The following is a 17,969-nucleotide window of genomic DNA, read 5'->3' on the forward strand; positions in this document are numbered from 1 at the left end:
GGATTCGACTATGCCCCACACACACGCCCACGACACCCAAGCAACGATTGCGCACCTGTCACAGACGCTGAAAGCCCCACGTATCAACACCGTCTACGCCACCATTGCCGAACAAGCGCGCGCAGAATCGTTTACCTACGAGGAATACCTCGCCGCGGTACTTTCAGTAGAAGCCACCGCACGCGCTGAATCCGGAGCACGCCAACGCGTTAAACGAGCCGGCTTTCCAGCAGTCAAAACCATCGCCGATTTCGACTTCTCCGCCCAACCCGGCATCGACCGCGCTGACATCGCCCGACTAGAAACCGGAGCCTGGGTCGCAACCGCTGAAAACGTCGTCCTTCTAGGCCCACCAGGCACCGGAAAAACACACCTCGCCACAGCCCTAGGCATAACCGCTGCTCAGCAAGGCTACCGAGTACTGTTCGACACCGCCGCAGGATGGATCAACACACTCACCGAGGCACACAACACCGGACGACTCGAATCCGTACTCAAACGCCTAAACAGATACCACCTGCTGATCATCGACGAACTCGGATACATCCCCGTTGAAGCAGACGCAGCAAACCTCTTCTTCCAACTCGTCTCACGCCGATACGAACACGGATCCATCATCGTCACATCCAACCTGGCCTTTTCCCAATGGGCCCAATGCTTCGGAGACATAACCGTCGCAACTGCCATGGTCGACCGCATCGTCCACCACGCAAAAATCTTCCAACACCGAGGAGTAAGCCACCGCATCAAAGGACGCGAACTCACTACACCACAAGCAAATCAGGCACAATAACTACGACCACACTGGGCTACTTTTCAAAGAGCGCCAGTGGGCTACATTTCGAAGATCACTCACACGCCAGACAAATGATCCGTGGGTGCGCCCATAGTTGGTGCCGCTGTGGTTGTCCGCAATGCGGAGTTTGGACCGGCCCCGGGTTTTTTCGTGGGCGCGTTGTTGGTCGAGTAGTGGAGGTCGAGTTCATCGGTGTATGCGGGCGTACTCGACGTCCGGTACTCGACTTTCGCCCACAGTATGCGTCATCGTGGCTGCGTGTGCTGGCCCCGCGACCATGTGGCCCCCAGTTGACAGGTCACGCCCCGCCCGGTGGTTTCGCCCCGGTTGTTCGCAATGCGGAGTCGGATCAGGACAAGGCATTCGTGGGTGCGCCCCCATAGTTGGGGTTCCTGGTGTTGTCAGCAAAGCGGGGACCCCGCCCCATACGCCCTCGGTCGGTCATTGGCTGCGCATATGAAAGCACCCGCTGTAAGTATGTGCTTACAGCGGGTGCTTGTGTGTGAAGTTGTTGGGTCGGCGGTAACCTACTCTCCCACTCCCTCCCGGGGGCAGTACCATCGGCGCGGGCGGGCTTAGCTTCCGGGTTCGGAATGGGACCGGGCGTTTCCCCGCCGCCATCAACCACCGACACACCTTTAGGGGCATGGTCGGCTGATCAACAATCAGCGATATGCAATTTACGTGTCGGCCAACCGGTGGATGCCGGGTGGTGTGTTGTGTCAGTGACTGCACAGTGGACGCAAGCAACATGCTTTTGTGTTTCTTCGCGGTGTTCACAACCTATCGGTGTGTCAATGGTGTTTATTGGTGTATTAGTACCGGTCGCCTCCACACATTACTGTGCTTCCAGGTCCGGCCTATCAACCCAGTAGTCTCCTGGGAACCTCAAATGAAACCTCATCTTAAAACAGGCTTCCCGCTTAGATGCTTTCAGCGGTTATCCCTCCCGTACGTAGCCAACCAGCCGTGCTCCTGGCGGAACAACTGGCACACTAGAGGTACGTCCGTCCCGGTCCTCTCGTACTAGGGACAGCCTTCTTCAAGTTTCAACGCGCGCGGCGGATAGAGACCGAACTGTCTCACGACGTTCTGAACCCAGCTCGCGTGCCGCTTTAATGGGCGAACAGCCCAACCCTTGGGACCTACTCCAGCCCCAGGATGCGACGAGCCGACATCGAGGTGCCAAACCATCCCGTCGATATGGACTCTTGGGGAAGATCAGCCTGTTATCCCCGGGGTACCTTTTATCCGTTGAGCGACACCACATCCACAAGTAGGTGCCGGATCACTAGTCCCGACTTTCGTCCCTGCTCGACTAGTAAGTCTCGCAGTCAAGCTCCCTTGTGCACTTACACTCTAAACACCTGATTGCCAACCAGGCTGAGGGAACCTTTGGGCGCCTCCGTTACATTTTGGGAGGCAACCGCCCCAGTTAAACTACCCACCAGGCACTGTCCCCAACCCAGATCATGGGCCAAGGTTAGATATCCACTACGGTCAGAGTGGTATTTCAACAACGACTCCACACACACTAGCGTGCATGCTTCCACATCTCCCACCTATCCTACACAAACCGCACCGAATGCCAATACCAAGCTATAGTGAAGGTCCCGGGGTCTTTTCGTCCTGCCGCGCGAAACGAGCATCTTTACTCGTACTGCAATTTCACCGGGCCTGTGGTTGAGACAGCAGGGGAGTCGTTACGCCATTCGTGCAGGTCGGAACTTACCCGACAAGGAATTTCGCTACCTTAGGATGGTTATAGTTACCACCGCCGTTTACTGGGGCTTAAATTCTCCGCTTCGACCACAACGGCCTAACGGGTCCTCTTAACCTTCCAGCACCGGGCAGGCGTCAGTCCGTATACATCAACTTAACCGTCTTCGCACGGACCTGTGTTTTTGATAAACAGTCGCTCCCCTCTCTTCTCTGCGACCCCAACCAGCTCAACACGAACATGTGTCACCAGTTGTGGTCCCCCTTCTCCCGAAGTTACGGGGGCATTTTGCCGAGTTCCTTAACCACAGTTCACCCGCTCGCCTTAGTATTTTCTACCTGACCACCTGTGTCGGTTATGGGTACGGGCCGTACATGCACATCGCTAGAGGCTTTTCTCGGCAGTACAGGATCACCAACATCACCCACACATGGGCTACGCATCACGCCTCACACTCATGGCAACCGGATTTGACCAATGTTGCCGTGCCACACGCTTGCACCGCAATCCAATAAGCGGCTTAGCTACCTCACTGCGTCACCCCATCACTGACCTACCACGGATCAGGCCCCACGCATCACCACCAACCAACCGTCCCAAAGGACGGCAACGATCGGCGGATCAGGGTGGTTAGTCTCACCGCTTCGATACTGGGCGCGCATACACGGGTACGGGAATATCAACCCGTTAACCATCGACTACGCCTGTCGGCCTCGCCTTAGGACCCGACTCACCCTGGGAAGACGAACTTGACCCAGGAACCCTTAGTCATCCGGCGGGCAAGATTCTCACTTGCCATTCGTTACTCATGCCTGCATTCTCACTCGCATGCAGTCCACCGCTCCTTCCGATACGGCTTCACCCCACACACGACGCTCCCCTACCCAAACAAAAAATGTTTGCCGCGGCTTCGGCGGTGTGCTTGAGCCCCACTGAATTGTCGGCGCGGAACCACTCGACCAGTGAGCTATTACGCACTCTTTCAAGGATGGCTGCTTCTAAGCCAACCTCCTGGCTGTCTTCGCGATCCCACATCCTTTTCCACTTAGCACACCCTTAGGGGCCTTAACCGGCGATCTGGGCTGTTTCCCTCTCGACTATGAAGCTTATCCCCCACAGTCTCACTGCAATGCACCACTTCAACCGGTATTCGGAGTTTGGCTGACGTCGCTAAGATGATAGTCCCGCTCAACCAACCAGTAGCTCTACCTCCGGCAAGCTCACATCACGCTGCACCTAAATGCATTTCGGGGAGAACCAGCTATCACGGAGTTTGATTGGCCTTTCACCCCTACCCACAGCTCATCCCCTCAGTTTTCAACCTAAGTGGGTTCGCGCCTCCACAACCTCTTACAGCTGCTTCACACTGGCCATGGGTAGATCACCCCGCTTCGGGTCCAGGACATGCCACTTGCCACCCTATTCGGATTCGCTTTCGCTACGACTACCCCACAAAAACGGGTTAACCTCGCGACATGCCGCTGACTCGCAGGCTCATTCTTCAAAAGGCACGCCATCACACGCAAACGGTGCTCTGACGGATTGTAAGCGCATGGTTTCAGGAACTCTTTCACTCCCCTCCCGGGGTACTTTTCACCATTCCCTCACGGTACTTATCCACTATCGGTCACACTGAGTATTTAGGCTTACCGGGTGGTCCCGGCAGATTCACAGCAGATTCCACGAGCCCGCTGCTACTCGGGGAAAAACACAAACAACACAACCACACACACCTTCACGTACAGGACTCATCACCTACTCCGGTGCACCATCCCAGATGCTTCCGCTGATGTATGCGCATTGCGCTTGCAGTCGGCAGCCTGCAACATTTACGCCCCACAACACCGCACACGCAACCCCTGCCAGGTATCACACGCACACGGTTTAGCCTCATCCGCTATCGCTCGCCACTACACACGGAATCACAATTGTTTTCTTCTCCTACGGGTACTGAGATGTTTCACTTCCCCGCGTCAACCCCCACACAGACTATGAATTCACCTGCGGGTAACACCACACAACCGGTGCTGGGTTTCCCCATTCGGACATCCTCGGATCAACGCTTTGTTGGCAACTCCCCGAGGCATAACGCAGCCTCACACGTCCTTCATCGGCTCAGCATGCCAAGGCATCCACCATACGCCCGTAACAAAACACACGGACACACAAACAAACAGGTACAAACACCAAAACACAAAAAAGAAAGATACTCGCGTCCACTATACAGTTCTCACACAACACAACCCCCACACACAACCAACCACAACCAAGTGACTGATTCACGCAAGGGCCCAACAGGAACAACATTGTGCTGCCCCAGACACCCAACAGTGCACCAATACAAAAACCCTTTTGTCACGCAAAATCGGTGTATCCACCAACCCCACACACCACGCAGCACACACCCCAACATCAGCCACCAACACCACCATCGAAGCAGCATCAGCGCCTGCGGGTATGCCTCCACCCGGCAAACAAAATAGTGGCAGTCACACACTCGGCGACTCAACCACACAACACCCACAACTGTGGGCCAACAATACAAGCTCCTTAGAAAGGAGGTGATCCAGCCGCACCTTCCGGTACGGCTACCTTGTTACGACTTCGTCCCAATCGCCGATCCCACCTTCGACAGCTCCTTTTGACAGGCCACTGGCTTCGGGTGTTACCAACTTTCATGACGTGACGGGCGGTGTGTACAAGGCCCGGGAACGTATTCACCGCAGCGTTGCTGATCTGCGATTACTAGCGACTCCGACTTCATGGGGTCGAGTTGCAGACCCCAATCCGAACTACGACCGGCTTTACAGCGATTAGCTCACCCTCACAGGCTCGCAGACGCGTTGTACCGACCATTGTAGCATGTGTGAAGCCCTGGACATAAGGGGCATGATGATTTGACGTCATCCCCACCTTCCTCCGAGTTAACCCCGGCAGTCTCTCACGAGTCCCCAACCGAATTGCTGGCAACATAAGACAAGGGTTGCGCTCGTTGCGGGACTTAACCCAACATCTCACGACACGAGCTGACGACAACCATGCACCACCTGTACACCAACCACAAAGGGAAACCGTATCTCTACGGCGATCTGGTGTATGTCAAGCCCAGGTAAGGTTCTTCGCGTTGCATCGAATTAATCCACATGCTCCGCCGCTTGTGCGGGCCCCCGTCAATTCCTTTGAGTTTTAGCCTTGCGGCCGTACTCCCCAGGCGGGGCGCTTAATGCGTTAGCTACGGCACGAACCCCGTGGAAGGGACTCACACCTAGCGCCCACCGTTTACGGCATGGACTACCAGGGTATCTAATCCTGTTCGCTACCCATGCTTTCGCTCCTCAGCGTCAGTTACTGCCCAGAGACCTGCCTTCGCCATCGGTGTTCCTCCTGATATCTGCGCATTCCACCGCTACACCAGGAATTCCAGTCTCCCCTACAGCACTCAAGTTATGCCCGTATCGCCTGCAGTCCCGCAGTTAAGCTGCGGGCTTACACAAACGACGCGACAAACCACCTACGAGCTCTTTACGCCCAGTAATTCCGGACAACGCTCGCACCCTACGTATTACCGCGGCTGCTGGCACGTAGTTAGCCGGTGCTTCTTCTCCAGGTACCGTCACAAAAACGCTTCGTCCCTAGCGAAAGGAGTTTACAACCCGAAGGCCGTCATCCCCCACGCGGCGTCGCTGCATCAGGCTTGCGCCCATTGTGCAATATTCCCCACTGCTGCCTCCCGTAGGAGTCTGGGCCGTATCTCAGTCCCAATGTGGCCGTACACCCTCTCAGGCCGGCTACCCGTCGACGCCTTGGTAGGCCATTACCCCACCAACAAGCTGATAGGCCGCGAGCTCATCCCACACCGAAAAACTTTCCACCACACCATCCAAAATGTGGTCCTATCCGGTATTAGACCCAGTTTCCCAGGCTTATCCCGAAGTGCAGGGCAGATCACCCACGTGTTACTCACCCGTTCGCCACTCGAGTACCCAAGCAAGCTTGGGCCTTTCCGTTCGACTTGCATGTGTTAAGCACGCCGCCAGCGTTCATCCTGAGCCAGGATCAAACTCTCCACAAAAAACGTTTCAGCAGAAACAGGCCGTGAAAAGCCCAATACCCAACCAAAAACAAACCAACCACCAACACCCACAAACATGAGCATCAGTGACTGGCAAAAATCCAAAAATTACAAAGGTTCAACAACCAACCCCCAACCCGACGGGGTCATAAACAGGGGTCAGCCAAAAACATACGTGAAACATGTTCAACCACACCCCACGCACACCATGAACCAAACGATGACGCAATCCATCATTGGAATTCAACCACGCCACCACCGGCACACACCCAAAAAGAGCGTCCACCACACAGTGCACAAAACAAGGGCAGGCAAACACACCCACGCAACAAAAGTACATTGGCACACTATCGAGTTCTCAAACAACACCAGCACACCCAACACCAACCCACACACAGTGAGCCAGCATCAAAGCGACTTTGGAATCCGCCAACGATTGTTTTCCTGCCCGCCACACAAACCAGAGAACCTCAATCCGCTCTCCAGCGGGGCGTTGTCGGTCTCGCTGACTCGATATAAGTTACACACACCCCACACACAACACAAACCCGCAGCGCACAGGCGGTTTCTTACGTCTTCTTAAGAGCCTGTTTGGGGTTCATATAGCCACCCAAATACGCCGCCTGCATCACTACGCCGACCAGCAACAGCACTCCCGCGACGACAAGGGGGTAAACGGTTTCACCATCCGTGAAACTTTCCACTTCGATCGCTCGCGAGATAGGGATGGCCAAGAACATCGCCGGAAACAGCCCCATTTCGCTGCGCCGGGTTTTTATGGCCGATCCCAGCACGGCGCAGGCAAAGGCACCCGCCGAGCCGACCACCACCGCGGCCCAGCTCAAACTCGAGACAACACCAACAACGACCGTATAGAGCAGCACCGAAACAACTGATGCCGCGAGCGTTACTCCAAGCCAGCGCCGACGCGGCACCCCGTAGCTCGCGCCCACGTCCGGGCCGGCGATTCCCGAGCCATACATGCAATACATGCCGTACCAAACCAGCAGCGGCAAAGCCCCAATCCACACTCTGAGCGGCTCGGAACCGATGAAGCTCGCCAGGTACAGCGTCACGCAATGCGCCGCTGCGATACCTAAAGCCCAGAGCAGCTGCGGTTTCCACACCAGCTCCACAAGGAAGCCGCGCGACCCTAAGCGCGACCGAACACGCTCACTCGCCTCGGGCACCTCGCCGGTGACGTAGCGCTGCCCCATGAGCAGGCCCATCGCGAGCGCCCCCAAGGCGCCCACAACTCCAAGCCAGTCGGGCCGCTGCAGCAACGCGACGGCCGCGCCGATCACCACCGCGGGCACCACCGCCATCGCAGCCAGTCGTAGCCGCCGATCTCGCGGCATGCCGTAGGCCGCGTAGGCCGTCTCTTCCATCGAGAGCGCGCCGATCACGAAGAGGGTCACAAATGCAGGCGTCATCACCGCAGTAAGCGGGTGGTCCGTGATCGTTGCACCGAGGCCGAACATCACGGCCAGCGGCACCATCCACAGCAGCCTGTACAGCGAGGACGCGACGAACTGGTGGCGAAAGAATCCGGGCAAAGTCGTGTTCATCAGTACACCTCCAGGTAGTGCTCGATGAGGTCGTCGAAGCGGGCGGGGCGGGCGTGACGCGGAGCGTCGTCGATAGGCAAAAGCTCCCCTCCCACAACCGCGAAGTCGTCGGCGACTTCGGGAGCACATTGCTTGACGACGGCCCCCTCACGCCCCAGAATCACCGCCGTATCCAGCACCTTCGCCGCGTCTTCGATGTGGTGGGTGGCCATGATGATTGTGCGGCCGGTGTCCGCCTGGTCCAGCAGGTGACGGTAGAACACCTCGGTGTTGTGGGTGTCCAGGCCGACGTAGGGCTCGTCCAGGAGCAGAAGATCGGTGCCGGAAGCGAGCCCGATAACGATGGCGATCATCGCGCGCTGGCCACGGGAAAGCTTCCCGTAGCGGGTTTCCAATGCCTGATCCATGGCGAAGTCGGCGGTCAGCGCGTCGGCAAGCTGCTGGTTCCAGGTGCGGTAGCGCAACCGCGCACCCTTGATCACGTCCGCGCCGGACCACGTGCCCGGGTAGGCGGTATCAACGCCGGTCAGGCAGGTGTTGTCCATGACAAAGGCGTTGTCGAAGGGGCGCACGCCGAACACCTCGACGGTGCCGGAGGTGGATTTGAGCTGTCCGGACAGGATGCGCAGCAGCGTGGATTTCCCCACGCCGTTGCGGCCGAGCAGGCCGTGGATGCCGGGGCCGAGATCCAAGTCGACGCCGGTGAGCACGTCCTTGGAGCCGAAGCTGCGGGTGAGGTCGCGGGTGTGGATTGTCATTGGTACATGCCTCTGCTTTCTGCGACGCGGTCGATTAGGTCGTGGAGGTCGGAGCGGGTGTAGCCCAGGTGCAGGGCTTCGTCGATGAGCGGGGCGATGTAGTCGCCGGCGAAATCCTCGCGACGCTTCGCCAGGATTCGGTCGCGGGCCCCGTCGGTGACGAACATGCCGAGGCCGCGGTGCTTCTCCAGCACGTGATCGTCGACAAGCAATGCGAGCCCCTTGCGCGCCGTCGCGGGATTGATTTCGTGGAATTGGGCGAGCTGATTCGTCGACGGTGCCTGGTCGCCGGGTTTCAGGGTGCCGTCGACGATGAGGTCGGCGACGAAACTGGCGATCTGCACGAAGAGCGGCTCTGCATCAGTGGCCATGCCCTACCCCTCCAGTTGATTGGTTAGTTACTCGAGTAACTAACTAACTATCACCGCGATACGTCGAGCGCAACAGCTTCGCAGGAAACCGTGACATGTACGACGTGGAATGACTGAGGCTTTTCAGGCAAGATGGTGCGTGTAACTCAACTTAGTAACGAAAAAGAATCGGAATTTAGGAGCCATGCTTGAACGCACACTTGTGTTCGTCGACACGTCATACCTGCTCGCGAGCTTTTACAACTCGTGGGAAATCGGCGCCCGCGCACAGTTAGAAATTGACCTGCCGGAGGTTGTGGCAACCCTCGGCAAAATGATCACTAATCAACTCAACCAACCTATCCACCGCCAGTTCTGGTACGACGGCATCCCCGACTCCGGCCCGCACCGCTACCAGCGGGCGCTTCGCACCTGCGACGGCGTGCAACTGCGCACCGGTCAGCTGATCGAGTGGGGCGAACGCCGCACCCAAAAAGGCGTGGACACCCGCCTTGTCGCGGACCTTGTTGTCAACGGCATGAGCGAGAACTTCACCGACTTCGTGCTGGTCTCCGGCGACGCGGACATGATCCCCGGCGTCGAGGAAGTGACCAGCCGCGGCGCGCGCATGCACCTCTACGGCTTCGGCTGGGATTCCATGTCTTCCGCCCTGCGCCACGCCTGCGACAGCACCACCATCCTGGACCCGCGCGAAGACTTCGCCGAGGCCATGCGCCTCCAGGTGCTCGAAGGCCCGCTTCCGCCGAGCATCAGGGAGCGCCCGCTTAACGACGCTGCTCCGCTTGAAGAAGCGGTCGGCCCCACCGCGGTTCCCGGGCTGGGCCCAGATCCGCTCGGTCCGGACGCTGCGGCAGCAGAAACCGGCGCCGAGCCGGCCGACGGCGACAACCAAGGCAAGCAGGCCGAGCAGGCGGAGCAGACCAAGCCTGCTGCGCCGGCCGCGCCGAAGCCGTCCGACATCGTGGGCACCCCAACCTCGCAGCAACGCACCCACCGCCCGGACGAGCCCGAAATGGATGAGCCGTCCGAGGCGCAGGTGGAGGCCAACAACGAGTCGAACAAACCCGGCAACCACAATGTCTCCAGCGAGTCGGCCCCATCGGCGCCGTCGGCTCCGTCGGCCCCGTCGCCCTCGGACGGCGCCAGCGGCGCGAAGCCGTCGCCTGCGTCGCTCGCCGGCACCAACTCGGACAAGCCAGGGAGCGCGCCGAAGCCGGGCCCCAAGCCCGCGCCGAAGCCGTCGATGATGGCTCCGCGACGCAAGCTGCGCTCCCGCTACGTGCCGCTGCCCGAGGAAGTGTGGACCTCCGCCGGCTTCCAGACCCCTTACGACGTCGGCCAGCAGTACGCTAACTGGTGGTTTGAAAACGCCGCTTCCAGCGAACAGCGGGACAACGCCCACCTCCTCTCCGGCGGCGGGCTTCCCCCGGAGATCGACAGGCCGCTGCTGCAGTTCGCCTGCGAGACCCTGCACGAGTACACGCTGTCCGAGACCCAGCGCGTCAACCTTCGCGACGGGTTCCACTCCGGCATCCGCGGTGTGCTCATCAACATCCGCCGGGAGAGCTAACGCGTCTCTGCGCGGCTCGGCGCCCCGGGGGTTGAGGCCTCCGGGGCGCCTTTCCGCTCCGGTTGGGAGATAGTTCACTCGCTTGTGAACTATCCCGCCGTGAGTTTTTGGCGACCTGGGGATAGTGAATTATTCAACCGTCCAAGTGGGAACTAATTCACTGATCAGGTCTCGGCGAGTGAACTATTCTGCCCCGGCCAACGCGGCCCGACACTTCGCGGCGGAATCTGTCAGGTGGCACCTAAACCCCCAGGTCAGCACAAACGGCCGCCGTAATCTGTCAGGCGGCCGTTTGTGATCTGCTAGTTGGAGGCGGTTAGTCCGCGTCGCGCATGTACTTCTCGGCATCGGCGAGGATGTCGTCGGTGTTGGCGGCATCCTCAGCCTTCGGGGCGTCGGCGGCCTTCGGGGCGTCGGCGGCGACGCGGCGGGAGCTGCCGGACGGCTTCTGCTCGGCGGCCGAGTCGGCGGCCTCCGCCTGCGCCGCTTCGCCCTGCGAGCCCTCGCCCTCACCCGAGCCCGCCTCGAGCTGGCGGTCGGCGTCACCAGCACCGGCATCGGCGCCGGAGCCGGCCTCAAGCTCGCCGGACATGGACGCGCGGATCTGGTCCAGGCGGCTGGTGGCCGCGGCGTCGGTGGAGCCGGACTCGATCTCGGCCATGCGGTCGGTCATGGAGTCCTTCATCAGCTCCTGCTGGCCCAGCGCGTTGGCGTAGCGGCGCTCGATCTTGTCGCGCACGCCGTCGAGGGTGGGCACGTTATCGTCGTTGAACTGGTTCATCGAGTCCATGGTCTTGGCCGTCTGCTCCTGCATGCGGGCCTGGTTGAGCTGAGACTCGAGCTGGGAGACCTGGGAGAGCTGCTCCTTCAGGTTCGCCTCGGACTGCTGCTGTTTCTGCTGAGCTTCCTTTGCGGCGTGGTCGGCAGAAGCGTAGGCCTGCTTGGTCTGCTCGAGCTCCTGCTCCACGGACACCAGCTGGGTGGCGATAACCTCGGCGGCGTTGTTGAACTGCTGGGACTTCTCAGCGTCGCCGGCTGCCTCCGCTTTCTGGGCGGCCTGCAGAGCGGTTCGCGCCTTATTCTGCAGGTCCTCCTGGGACTTAATCAGGCGCTCCATCTTCATCTGCAGCTGGTTGCGGTTGCCGATGATGTTGGCTGCGTGCTCGGAGATTGCCTTGTGCTGCTCTTTTGCGGCTGCGACGGCCTGCTGGATCTGCACCTTCGGGTCTGCGTTCTGGTCGATCTTGGTGTCGAACGACTGCATGAGGTACTTCCAGCCCTTGCTAAACGGGTTCGCCATTGGAATGTCCTTCCGGTGGTGGGATTCGTCGTTAAGCAAGTGTACGCATGAAAAAAGCGCCCGTCTTGCGGGCGCTGAATAAAAAAGCTTACTGCTCGCTGGCGTTCTGCTCGGCGATCTGTCGGCGGACATCGTCCATGTCGAGGTCCTTGACCTGCTGGACAAGGTCGTCGAACGCGGCCGGCGGCAAGGCCCCTGCGTTCTGGAAGATCAGGATGCCGTCGCGGAACGCCATCAACGTCGGGATCGCCTGGATTTCCAGGGCGGAGGCGAGCTGCTGGTTGGCCTCAGTGTCGAGCTTGGCGAAAGTGACGTCGGTGTGCTTCTCAGAGGCCTTCTCATACGTCGGCGCGAATTGCTTGCACGGGCCGCACCAGTCCGCCCATGCGTCGACAAACACGATTCCGTCCTGGGTAACGGTTTCCTGGAAAGTGTCCTCGGTTACATCGATCGTGCTCAAAGTACACTCCTTAAAGCTTTTGGTTATTGTTGTAGAGACTGCAACGGGTACAACCCTAACAATGTCCGAGCTATTCCAAGCCGGGCTGGAACGAGTGGAAACCAGGAGGCGAGCAGCAGCCATGACGAAGACGTACCGGATCTCGGGTCCGAAGGACGACGTCGCGGTCGATTCGCTCAAAGATGAACTGTCGCTGGTGGACGGCACCCATGAGGTGGATGTGGACCTCGAGGCCGGGCACCTGACCGTTGTCGGCTTTACCTTCGCCGACGAAGATATTGTTCAGGCGGCGAAAAACGCCGGCTACGTAATCGAGATATAAGGAGGACATACCATGGCCGGACGCGAGTTCAACGTTGAAGGCATGACCTGCGGGCACTGCGAAATGAGCGTGCAGGAGGAGATCTCCGAGGTCGCAGGTGTCACCGCAGTGAAGGCGGACCACACCACCGGAAAGGTCACGGTCGAGGGCGACGGCTACTCCACCGATGACATCGCGGCCGCGGTGAAAGAGGCCGGTTACACACTGGCCTAACTCGGGCCTAGGGTGGGGGTTATGACTGAAACCCCCACAGCATTGCAGCACGTCGAGCTGGGCGTTACGGGGATGACCTGCTCGTCGTGCTCTTCGCGCGTGCAGCGCAAACTGAACAAGCTCGATGGTGTGGACGCCTTGGTGAACTACTCCACCGAGACCGCCACGGTCGATTTCGATCCGGCGAAGGCGTCGTCGCAGTTGCTTATCGACGAGGTGCGCTCCGCCGGGTACGACGCGTTTGAAATGACTGATAGCGCGGTGGGGGGTGAGGCGGCGGGGGCCGAAGGGGCGTCGGCAAGCGAGAAGCTCGAAGACGCGCGCCTGGCCGAAGCCGAGAACCTGAAGCGCACCACCATTTGGTCGGCGCTGGTGTCGCTGCCGGTGATGTTGGTGAGCATGGTGCCGTCGCTGCAGTTCACCAACTGGCAGTGGGCGGCGTTCGCGGCGGCGACGCTGGTGTTTTTCGCCGCGGGCAGCGTATTTCACCGCGCGACCTGGGTGAACCTGAAGCACGGCGCGGCGACGATGGACACGCTGATCACGCTGGGCACCTCCGCAGCGTACCTGTGGTCCGTGTGGGCCCTGTTTTTCGGCGACGCCGGCGAGCCGGGGATGGTCATGGAGATGTCCATCTTCCCCTCGCACGCGGGTATGGACGAGATTTACCTCGAGTCCGTGTGTGTGGTGATCACGTTCCTGCTGCTGGGCAGGTGGTTTGAAACGCGGGCGAAGGGGCAGTCCTCCGAGGCACTGCGCGAGCTGTTGGACATGGGTGCCAAAGACGCCGCAGTGATCCGGGACGGCAAGGAAGTTCGCGTGCCGATTGCCCAGGTGGCGGTGGGCGACAGGTTCATCGTGCGACCGGGCGAGAAGGTCGCCACGGACGGGCGCGTGGTGTCCGGGCACTCGGCGGTGGACGAGTCCATGCTCACCGGCGAATCCGTGCCAGTGGAGGTCTCCGAGGGCTCCCCGGTCACCGGCGCGACGCTGAACACCTCAGGCCGGCTGGTGGTTGAGGCCACCCGCGTCGGCGCCGAGACCACGCTCGCGCAGATGGGCAAACTCGTGCGCGACGCGCAGGCCGGCAAGGCGCCGGTGGAACGGCTAGTGGACAAGATCTCGCAGGTCTTCGTCCCGGCGGTGGTGTTGGTTGCGGTGGTGACGCTGGCCGGGCACCTGCTGGTGGGCCACAGTGTTGCCCACGCGTTCACGGCTGCGGTGGCGGTGTTGATCATCGCCTGCCCGTGCGCGCTCGGCCTTGCCACCCCGACCGCGATTCTGGTGGGCACCGGCCGCGGCGCCCAGCTGGGGCTGCTGATCAAGGGCCCTGAGGTACTCGAATCCACCCGCCAGGTGGACACGGTGGTCATGGATAAGACCGGCACGATCACCTCGGGCGAAATGGGAGTTGCAGACGTCGTCGCAGCTGATGGCTTTGAGGAGGGCGAGGTCTTGCGCCTTGCCGCCGGCGTGGAGGCTGGCTCCGAGCACCCGATCGCCCGCGCGATCGTGGAGGCTGCCAGCGACGTGCCGGCGTCGGAGAACTTCCAGAATGAGGTGGGCAAGGGAGCGTCCGCGCGTATCGACGGTCGCCCGGTCCGCGTCGGCCGCCCCTCCGTTCCGCTCGGCGGGCTGGCCAGCGCCTTCGAGGAAGCCGAGCGTGCCGGAGCGACCCCGGTGGCCGTTGAGGTGGACGGGGCCCTGGCAGGACTTGTTGCGGTGCGCGACACCGTGAAGGAGGATTCCGCGGACGCTGTGGCGCAGCTGCGCGACCTGGGGCTGACGCCTCACTTGCTCACCGGCGACAACGCCGGCGCGGCCCAGGCGGTCGCGGCGGAGGTTGGCATCGACCGGGCGAACGTCACCGCCGGTGTCCTGCCGGAGGACAAGGTGGAGGTAGTCAAGCGCCTGCAGGCCGAAGGCAAGCACGTGGCCATGGTCGGCGACGGCGTCAACGATGCCGCCGCGCTGGCTCAGGCGGACCTGGGCTTGGCTATGGGCGCGGGCACGGACGTGGCCATCGAGGCCGCGGACATCGCACTGATGCGCAACTCGCTGACCTCCGCGGCGGACGCGATCAGGTTGTCGCGAAAGACCCTGAAGACGATCAAGGGCAACCTGTTTTGGGCGTTCGCCTACAACGTCATCCTCATCCCGGTGGCGGCGCTGGGTTATCTCAACCCGATGCTCGCCGGCATCGCGATGGCGTTCAGCTCCGTGTTCGTGGTGTCGAACTCGCTGCGGCTGCGGGCGTTTAACTCGGTAGCGGGATAGGCACGGAGCCCGTCGCTAAGCAAAAAAGCGCGTGATACGCGACATCAGCGACGTATCCGCGGTCGCCTTGTCGATGTCCTCGATGTTGCGCGGCAGGTTGAGCAGGAGGGTGTTCTCCCCCGTCCTGGCAACGGTAATGCTGGGGTCGAGCTTGGCCACCGTGCTCGCGCAGGCGGCGGGGCCGTTGATGGAACGCACGGTCATGGCTTTCTCCTTTACTGCTTCTGCGTTGTGCTGTTGAATCATAAACGCGTTTTCGCAGCGTGTCACCGTTGGAAAGCCATGCCTAACTGTTCATAGGGCAGGTTTACTCGCGATAGGATCACTATGTCAGATCCCCGACGAAGGACGTTCCCATGCGCCGTGCCGCCGCCGTTGTTGCTCTCATTTCCCCGCTCGTTCTTGCAGGTTGTTCGGCTTCCGAGGGGGAGGTGGTGTACGTGACCGAGACGTCGTGGGTGGAGGCTTCGGAGCAGCCGCGTGACGACGTGCCTTCGGCCGCCCCCGCACCCGCCGAGGACACAGCGGAGGCTCCAGCCGAAGACGCTGCCGAAGAGGCCGCCGAAGCACCGGCAGCCGAGCCAGCTGCCGGCGCGCTCCCGCTCGACCCCGCGCACCAGGGCCAAGTCGGCGGAAAGTGCGGCACCACGCCCGAGGGCGCGAAGATCACGGTCAGCGACACCACCTCGTGCGACTTCGCCGCAGCCGTGTACCCGCATGCCGTCAGCGCGGAGTACGCCTGGAGCAACAAGCCGGGCTTTACGTCGGTGCCGTACACGAATCTTTCCGGCGTGGTGAGCCCCATGACCGGCGAGGCCTACGACCTGCGGTGCAACATCGGCTCTTCCGGCGATACCCTGAGCTGCTCCGGGCCGAACAACGACCCGCGTATGAGCTACGGCTTCGATCCCGGCCGCACGTGGCACCCGCTGGTCAACATCGTCGGGGACTATCCGAGCTAGCCGTGGGCCATGTTGACGAAGCGCGAGTAGTGCAGCTGGTGCGCCACCGGAATGGTGTCGATCGGGCCGCCGCGGTGCTTCGCCACGATGATGTCCGCCTCGCCCGCGCGCTCGTCGTCGCGGTCCTGTGAGTCCGGGCGGTAGAGGAGGAACACCATGTCGGCGTCCTGCTCCAGCGAGCCGGACTCACGCAGGTCAGCCAGCTGCGGGCGCTTGTCGGTGCGCGCCTCCGGGCCACGGTTGAGCTGGGAGATGGCGATCACGGGCACCTCGAGCTCCTTGGCCAGGAGCTTGAGGTGGCGGGAGAACTCCGAGACCTCCTGCTGGCGTGACTCGACCTTCTTGCCGGAGCTCATCAGCTGCAGGTAGTCCACCACCACCAGATCCAAGCCGTGCTGCTGCTTCAGGCGGCGCGCCTTGGAGCGGATCTCCATCATGGTGAGGTTCGGCGAGTCGTCGATGAACAGCGGCGCGTCCTGGATCTCGGTGAGGCGGTGGGTGAGCTTCTCCCAGTCGCGCTCCTCCATCTGGCCCGAGCGCATCGCGGAGAGCTTGATCTCCGTCTCCGCGGACAGCATGCGCATGATGATCTCGGAGGCACTCATCTCCAGCGAGAAGATCACGGACGTCTTGTTCTGGTGGATCGAGCAGGAGCGCATGAAGTCAAGCGCGAGCGTGGACTTACCCACACCCGGTCGCGCCGCGATGATGATCATCTGGCCGGCGTGCAGGCCGTTGGTGAGCTTGTCCAGGTCGATGAACCCGGTGGGCACACCCGCTTCGAGCGCGCCGCCCGAGGCGATCATGGTCAGCTCGTCAATTGTCGGCTTGAGCAGGTCCGACAGCGGGCGGTAATCCTCGCCCGACTGGTTGCGAGTGATGTTGAAGACCTTCTGCTGGGCGTGGTCGACGATGGCGTCGACCTCCATGCCCTCTTCGCCCTCGTAGCCGAGCTGCACCACCTGGGTGCCGGCGTTGACCAGCTGCCGCAGGATCGACTTCTCCTCCACGATCTCCGCGTAGTAGCGCGCGTTCGCCGCCGTGGGCACCTCAGAGATGAGCGTGTGCAGGTACGGCGCGCCGCCGACGCGCTCGAGCTCGTTGATGCGGTCCAGCCGGCCGGCAACGATGAGCACGTCGATATTGCTGCCCTGCGCGAACAGGTCCAGGATGGCCTGGTAGGTCAGCTGGTGCGCCGGGAAATAGAAGTCGTCCGGGCGCAGGCTCTCCGCCACATCCAAGATGACGTCCGGGTTGAGCAGCATCGCACCGATGACGGAACGCTCCGCCAGCTCGTCGTGCGGCGGGGTGCGGTACTCCTGCAGCTCGTTGTTGCCACGGTTGAAGTTGGAGTAGCGGTTGCTTCTCGACGAGCTGCCGCCCCGCCCGCCACGCCCCCTCGAGCTGCCATTGTTGCCTTGGAACGCCTCAAAGTCGGAGTCGCTGAAGTCCCCGAAATCCGTGGCTGGCTCTGGCGGCGGCACGTAGTCGTCGAAGCTGTCGTCTGCACCCATGGTCTCCCCTTTCGCTGTGTGTATGAGATTACCCCGTAACGCAAACCACGAACCGAGTTATCCACA

General features: G+C 61.0%; 13 protein-coding genes and 3 rRNA genes. 6 read left to right on the top strand and 10 right to left on the bottom strand.

Features of this window, described 5'->3' with window-relative positions; genetic code table 11:
* Positions 1–10 precede the first annotated feature (10 nt).
* Positions 11–793 carry an IS21-like element helper ATPase IstB gene (gene istB, locus CAFEL_RS10545; RefSeq protein ID WP_194561163.1) on the top strand — a complete coding sequence of 261 codons (783 nt, stop codon included), beginning with the start codon at positions 11–13 and terminating at the stop codon, positions 791–793.
* Between the two features lie 517 nt (positions 794–1,310).
* On the opposite strand, the gene rrf is transcribed toward istB, so the two are convergent.
* The 6 genes from rrf to CAFEL_RS10575 form a co-directional block, all read right to left on the bottom strand.
* Positions 1,311–1,428 (bottom strand): 5S ribosomal RNA (rrf, locus tag CAFEL_RS10550).
* Between the two features lie 164 nt (positions 1,429–1,592).
* A 23S ribosomal RNA gene (locus tag CAFEL_RS10555) occupies positions 1,593–4,675 on the bottom strand.
* A 395-nt stretch (positions 4,676–5,070) separates the two neighbouring features.
* Positions 5,071–6,588 (bottom strand): 16S ribosomal RNA (locus tag CAFEL_RS10560).
* Together the 16S, 23S and 5S rRNA genes form the textbook arrangement of a ribosomal RNA operon.
* 569 nt (positions 6,589–7,157) lie before the next feature.
* A complete protein-coding gene (locus CAFEL_RS10565) occupies positions 7,158–8,156 on the bottom strand; it encodes a hypothetical protein (protein ID WP_194561133.1) in 999 nt (332 codons plus the stop codon).
* A complete protein-coding gene (locus tag CAFEL_RS10570; RefSeq protein WP_194561132.1) occupies positions 8,156–8,914 on the bottom strand; it encodes an ATP-binding cassette domain-containing protein in 759 nt (252 codons plus the stop codon). Before CAFEL_RS10570 ends, CAFEL_RS10565 begins: the two co-directional genes overlap by 1 nt.
* Positions 8,911–9,285 carry a GntR family transcriptional regulator gene (locus CAFEL_RS10575; RefSeq protein ID WP_194561131.1) on the bottom strand — a complete coding sequence of 125 codons (375 nt, stop codon included), beginning with the start codon at positions 9,283–9,285 and terminating at the stop codon, positions 8,911–8,913. Before CAFEL_RS10575 ends, CAFEL_RS10570 begins: the two co-directional genes overlap by 4 nt.
* Before the next feature lie 184 nt (positions 9,286–9,469).
* On the opposite strand from CAFEL_RS10575, the gene CAFEL_RS10580 reads away from it, so the two are divergent.
* The gene (locus CAFEL_RS10580; protein ID WP_194561130.1) at positions 9,470–10,855 is read left to right on the top strand and encodes an NYN domain-containing protein; all 1,386 of its coding nucleotides are present in this window, start codon (positions 9,470–9,472) and stop codon (positions 10,853–10,855) included.
* 316 nt (positions 10,856–11,171) lie between these two features.
* Here CAFEL_RS10580 and CAFEL_RS10585 read toward each other — a convergent pair whose 3' ends face one another.
* Both CAFEL_RS10585 and trxA read right to left on the bottom strand, forming a co-directional pair.
* Positions 11,172–12,155: a PspA/IM30 family protein gene (locus CAFEL_RS10585; RefSeq protein WP_194561129.1), complete on the bottom strand. Its 984-nt coding sequence runs from the start codon at positions 12,153–12,155 to the stop codon at positions 11,172–11,174.
* 88 nt (positions 12,156–12,243) lie between these two features.
* Complete coding sequence (gene trxA, locus CAFEL_RS10590) at positions 12,244–12,615, bottom strand: thioredoxin (RefSeq protein ID WP_194561128.1); 372 nt, start codon at positions 12,613–12,615, stop codon at positions 12,244–12,246.
* A gap of 121 nt (positions 12,616–12,736) precedes the next feature.
* On the opposite strand from trxA, the gene CAFEL_RS10595 reads away from it, so the two are divergent.
* Genes CAFEL_RS10595 through CAFEL_RS10605 form a run of 3 tightly spaced genes read left to right on the top strand, consistent with a single transcriptional unit; the run spans position 12,737 to position 15,427 of the window.
* A complete protein-coding gene (locus CAFEL_RS10595) occupies positions 12,737–12,937 on the top strand; it encodes a heavy-metal-associated domain-containing protein (RefSeq protein ID WP_034996509.1) in 201 nt (66 codons plus the stop codon).
* 12 nt (positions 12,938–12,949) lie between these two features.
* Positions 12,950–13,150, top strand: coding sequence for a heavy-metal-associated domain-containing protein (locus tag CAFEL_RS10600; RefSeq protein ID WP_194561127.1), 201 nt, complete (start codon positions 12,950–12,952; stop codon positions 13,148–13,150).
* Positions 13,151–13,171: 21 nt separating this feature from the next.
* A complete protein-coding gene (locus CAFEL_RS10605) occupies positions 13,172–15,427 on the top strand; it encodes a heavy metal translocating P-type ATPase (RefSeq protein ID WP_194561126.1) in 2,256 nt (751 codons plus the stop codon).
* A 15-nt stretch (positions 15,428–15,442) separates the two neighbouring features.
* Here the strand turns inward: CAFEL_RS10605 and CAFEL_RS10610 are convergent, their stop codons facing one another.
* Positions 15,443–15,631 carry a hypothetical protein gene (locus CAFEL_RS10610; RefSeq protein WP_194561125.1) on the bottom strand — a complete coding sequence of 63 codons (189 nt, stop codon included), beginning with the start codon at positions 15,629–15,631 and terminating at the stop codon, positions 15,443–15,445.
* 152 nt (positions 15,632–15,783) lie between these two features.
* Here CAFEL_RS10610 and CAFEL_RS10615 point away from each other — a divergent pair, with 152 nt between their 5' ends.
* Positions 15,784–16,389, top strand: coding sequence for a hypothetical protein (locus CAFEL_RS10615; protein ID WP_194561124.1), 606 nt, complete (start codon positions 15,784–15,786; stop codon positions 16,387–16,389).
* Here CAFEL_RS10615 and dnaB read toward each other — a convergent pair.
* The gene (gene dnaB / locus CAFEL_RS10620; protein WP_194561123.1) at positions 16,386–17,903 is read right to left on the bottom strand and encodes a replicative DNA helicase; all 1,518 of its coding nucleotides are present in this window, start codon (positions 17,901–17,903) and stop codon (positions 16,386–16,388) included. The genes CAFEL_RS10615 and dnaB overlap by 4 nt on opposite strands.
* Between the last annotated feature and the right edge of the window lie 66 nt (positions 17,904–17,969).

The sequence above is a fragment of the Corynebacterium afermentans subsp. lipophilum genome, from assembly GCF_030408375.1.
In the GTDB taxonomy this organism is placed as follows: domain Bacteria; phylum Actinomycetota; class Actinomycetes; order Mycobacteriales; family Mycobacteriaceae; genus Corynebacterium; species Corynebacterium lipophilum.

What these genes read in the sequence shown, in the direction of transcription:
- CAFEL_RS10600 (WP_194561127.1), top strand. Translation starts at nt 12,950, where the DNA reads ATGGCCGGACGCGAGTTCAACGTTGAAGGCATGACCTGCGGGCACTGC.
- CAFEL_RS10595 (WP_034996509.1), top strand. Translation starts at nt 12,737, where the DNA reads ATGACGAAGACGTACCGGATCTCGGGTCCGAAGGACGACGTCGCGGTC.
- CAFEL_RS10575 (WP_194561131.1), bottom strand. Translation starts at nt 9,285, where the DNA reads ATGGCCACTGATGCAGAGCCGCTCTTCGTGCAGATCGCCAGTTTCGTC.
- CAFEL_RS10615 (WP_194561124.1), top strand. Translation starts at nt 15,784, where the DNA reads ATGCGCCGTGCCGCCGCCGTTGTTGCTCTCATTTCCCCGCTCGTTCTT.
- CAFEL_RS10585 (WP_194561129.1), bottom strand. Translation starts at nt 12,155, where the DNA reads ATGGCGAACCCGTTTAGCAAGGGCTGGAAGTACCTCATGCAGTCGTTC.
- CAFEL_RS10580 (WP_194561130.1), top strand. Translation starts at nt 9,470, where the DNA reads ATGCTTGAACGCACACTTGTGTTCGTCGACACGTCATACCTGCTCGCG.
- CAFEL_RS10565 (WP_194561133.1), bottom strand. Translation starts at nt 8,156, where the DNA reads ATGAACACGACTTTGCCCGGATTCTTTCGCCACCAGTTCGTCGCGTCC.
- dnaB (WP_194561123.1), bottom strand. Translation starts at nt 17,903, where the DNA reads ATGGGTGCAGACGACAGCTTCGACGACTACGTGCCGCCGCCAGAGCCA.
- istB (WP_194561163.1), top strand. Translation starts at nt 11, where the DNA reads ATGCCCCACACACACGCCCACGACACCCAAGCAACGATTGCGCACCTG.
- CAFEL_RS10570 (WP_194561132.1), bottom strand. Translation starts at nt 8,914, where the DNA reads ATGACAATCCACACCCGCGACCTCACCCGCAGCTTCGGCTCCAAGGAC.
- CAFEL_RS10605 (WP_194561126.1), top strand. Translation starts at nt 13,172, where the DNA reads ATGACTGAAACCCCCACAGCATTGCAGCACGTCGAGCTGGGCGTTACG.
- CAFEL_RS10610 (WP_194561125.1), bottom strand. Translation starts at nt 15,631, where the DNA reads ATGACCGTGCGTTCCATCAACGGCCCCGCCGCCTGCGCGAGCACGGTG.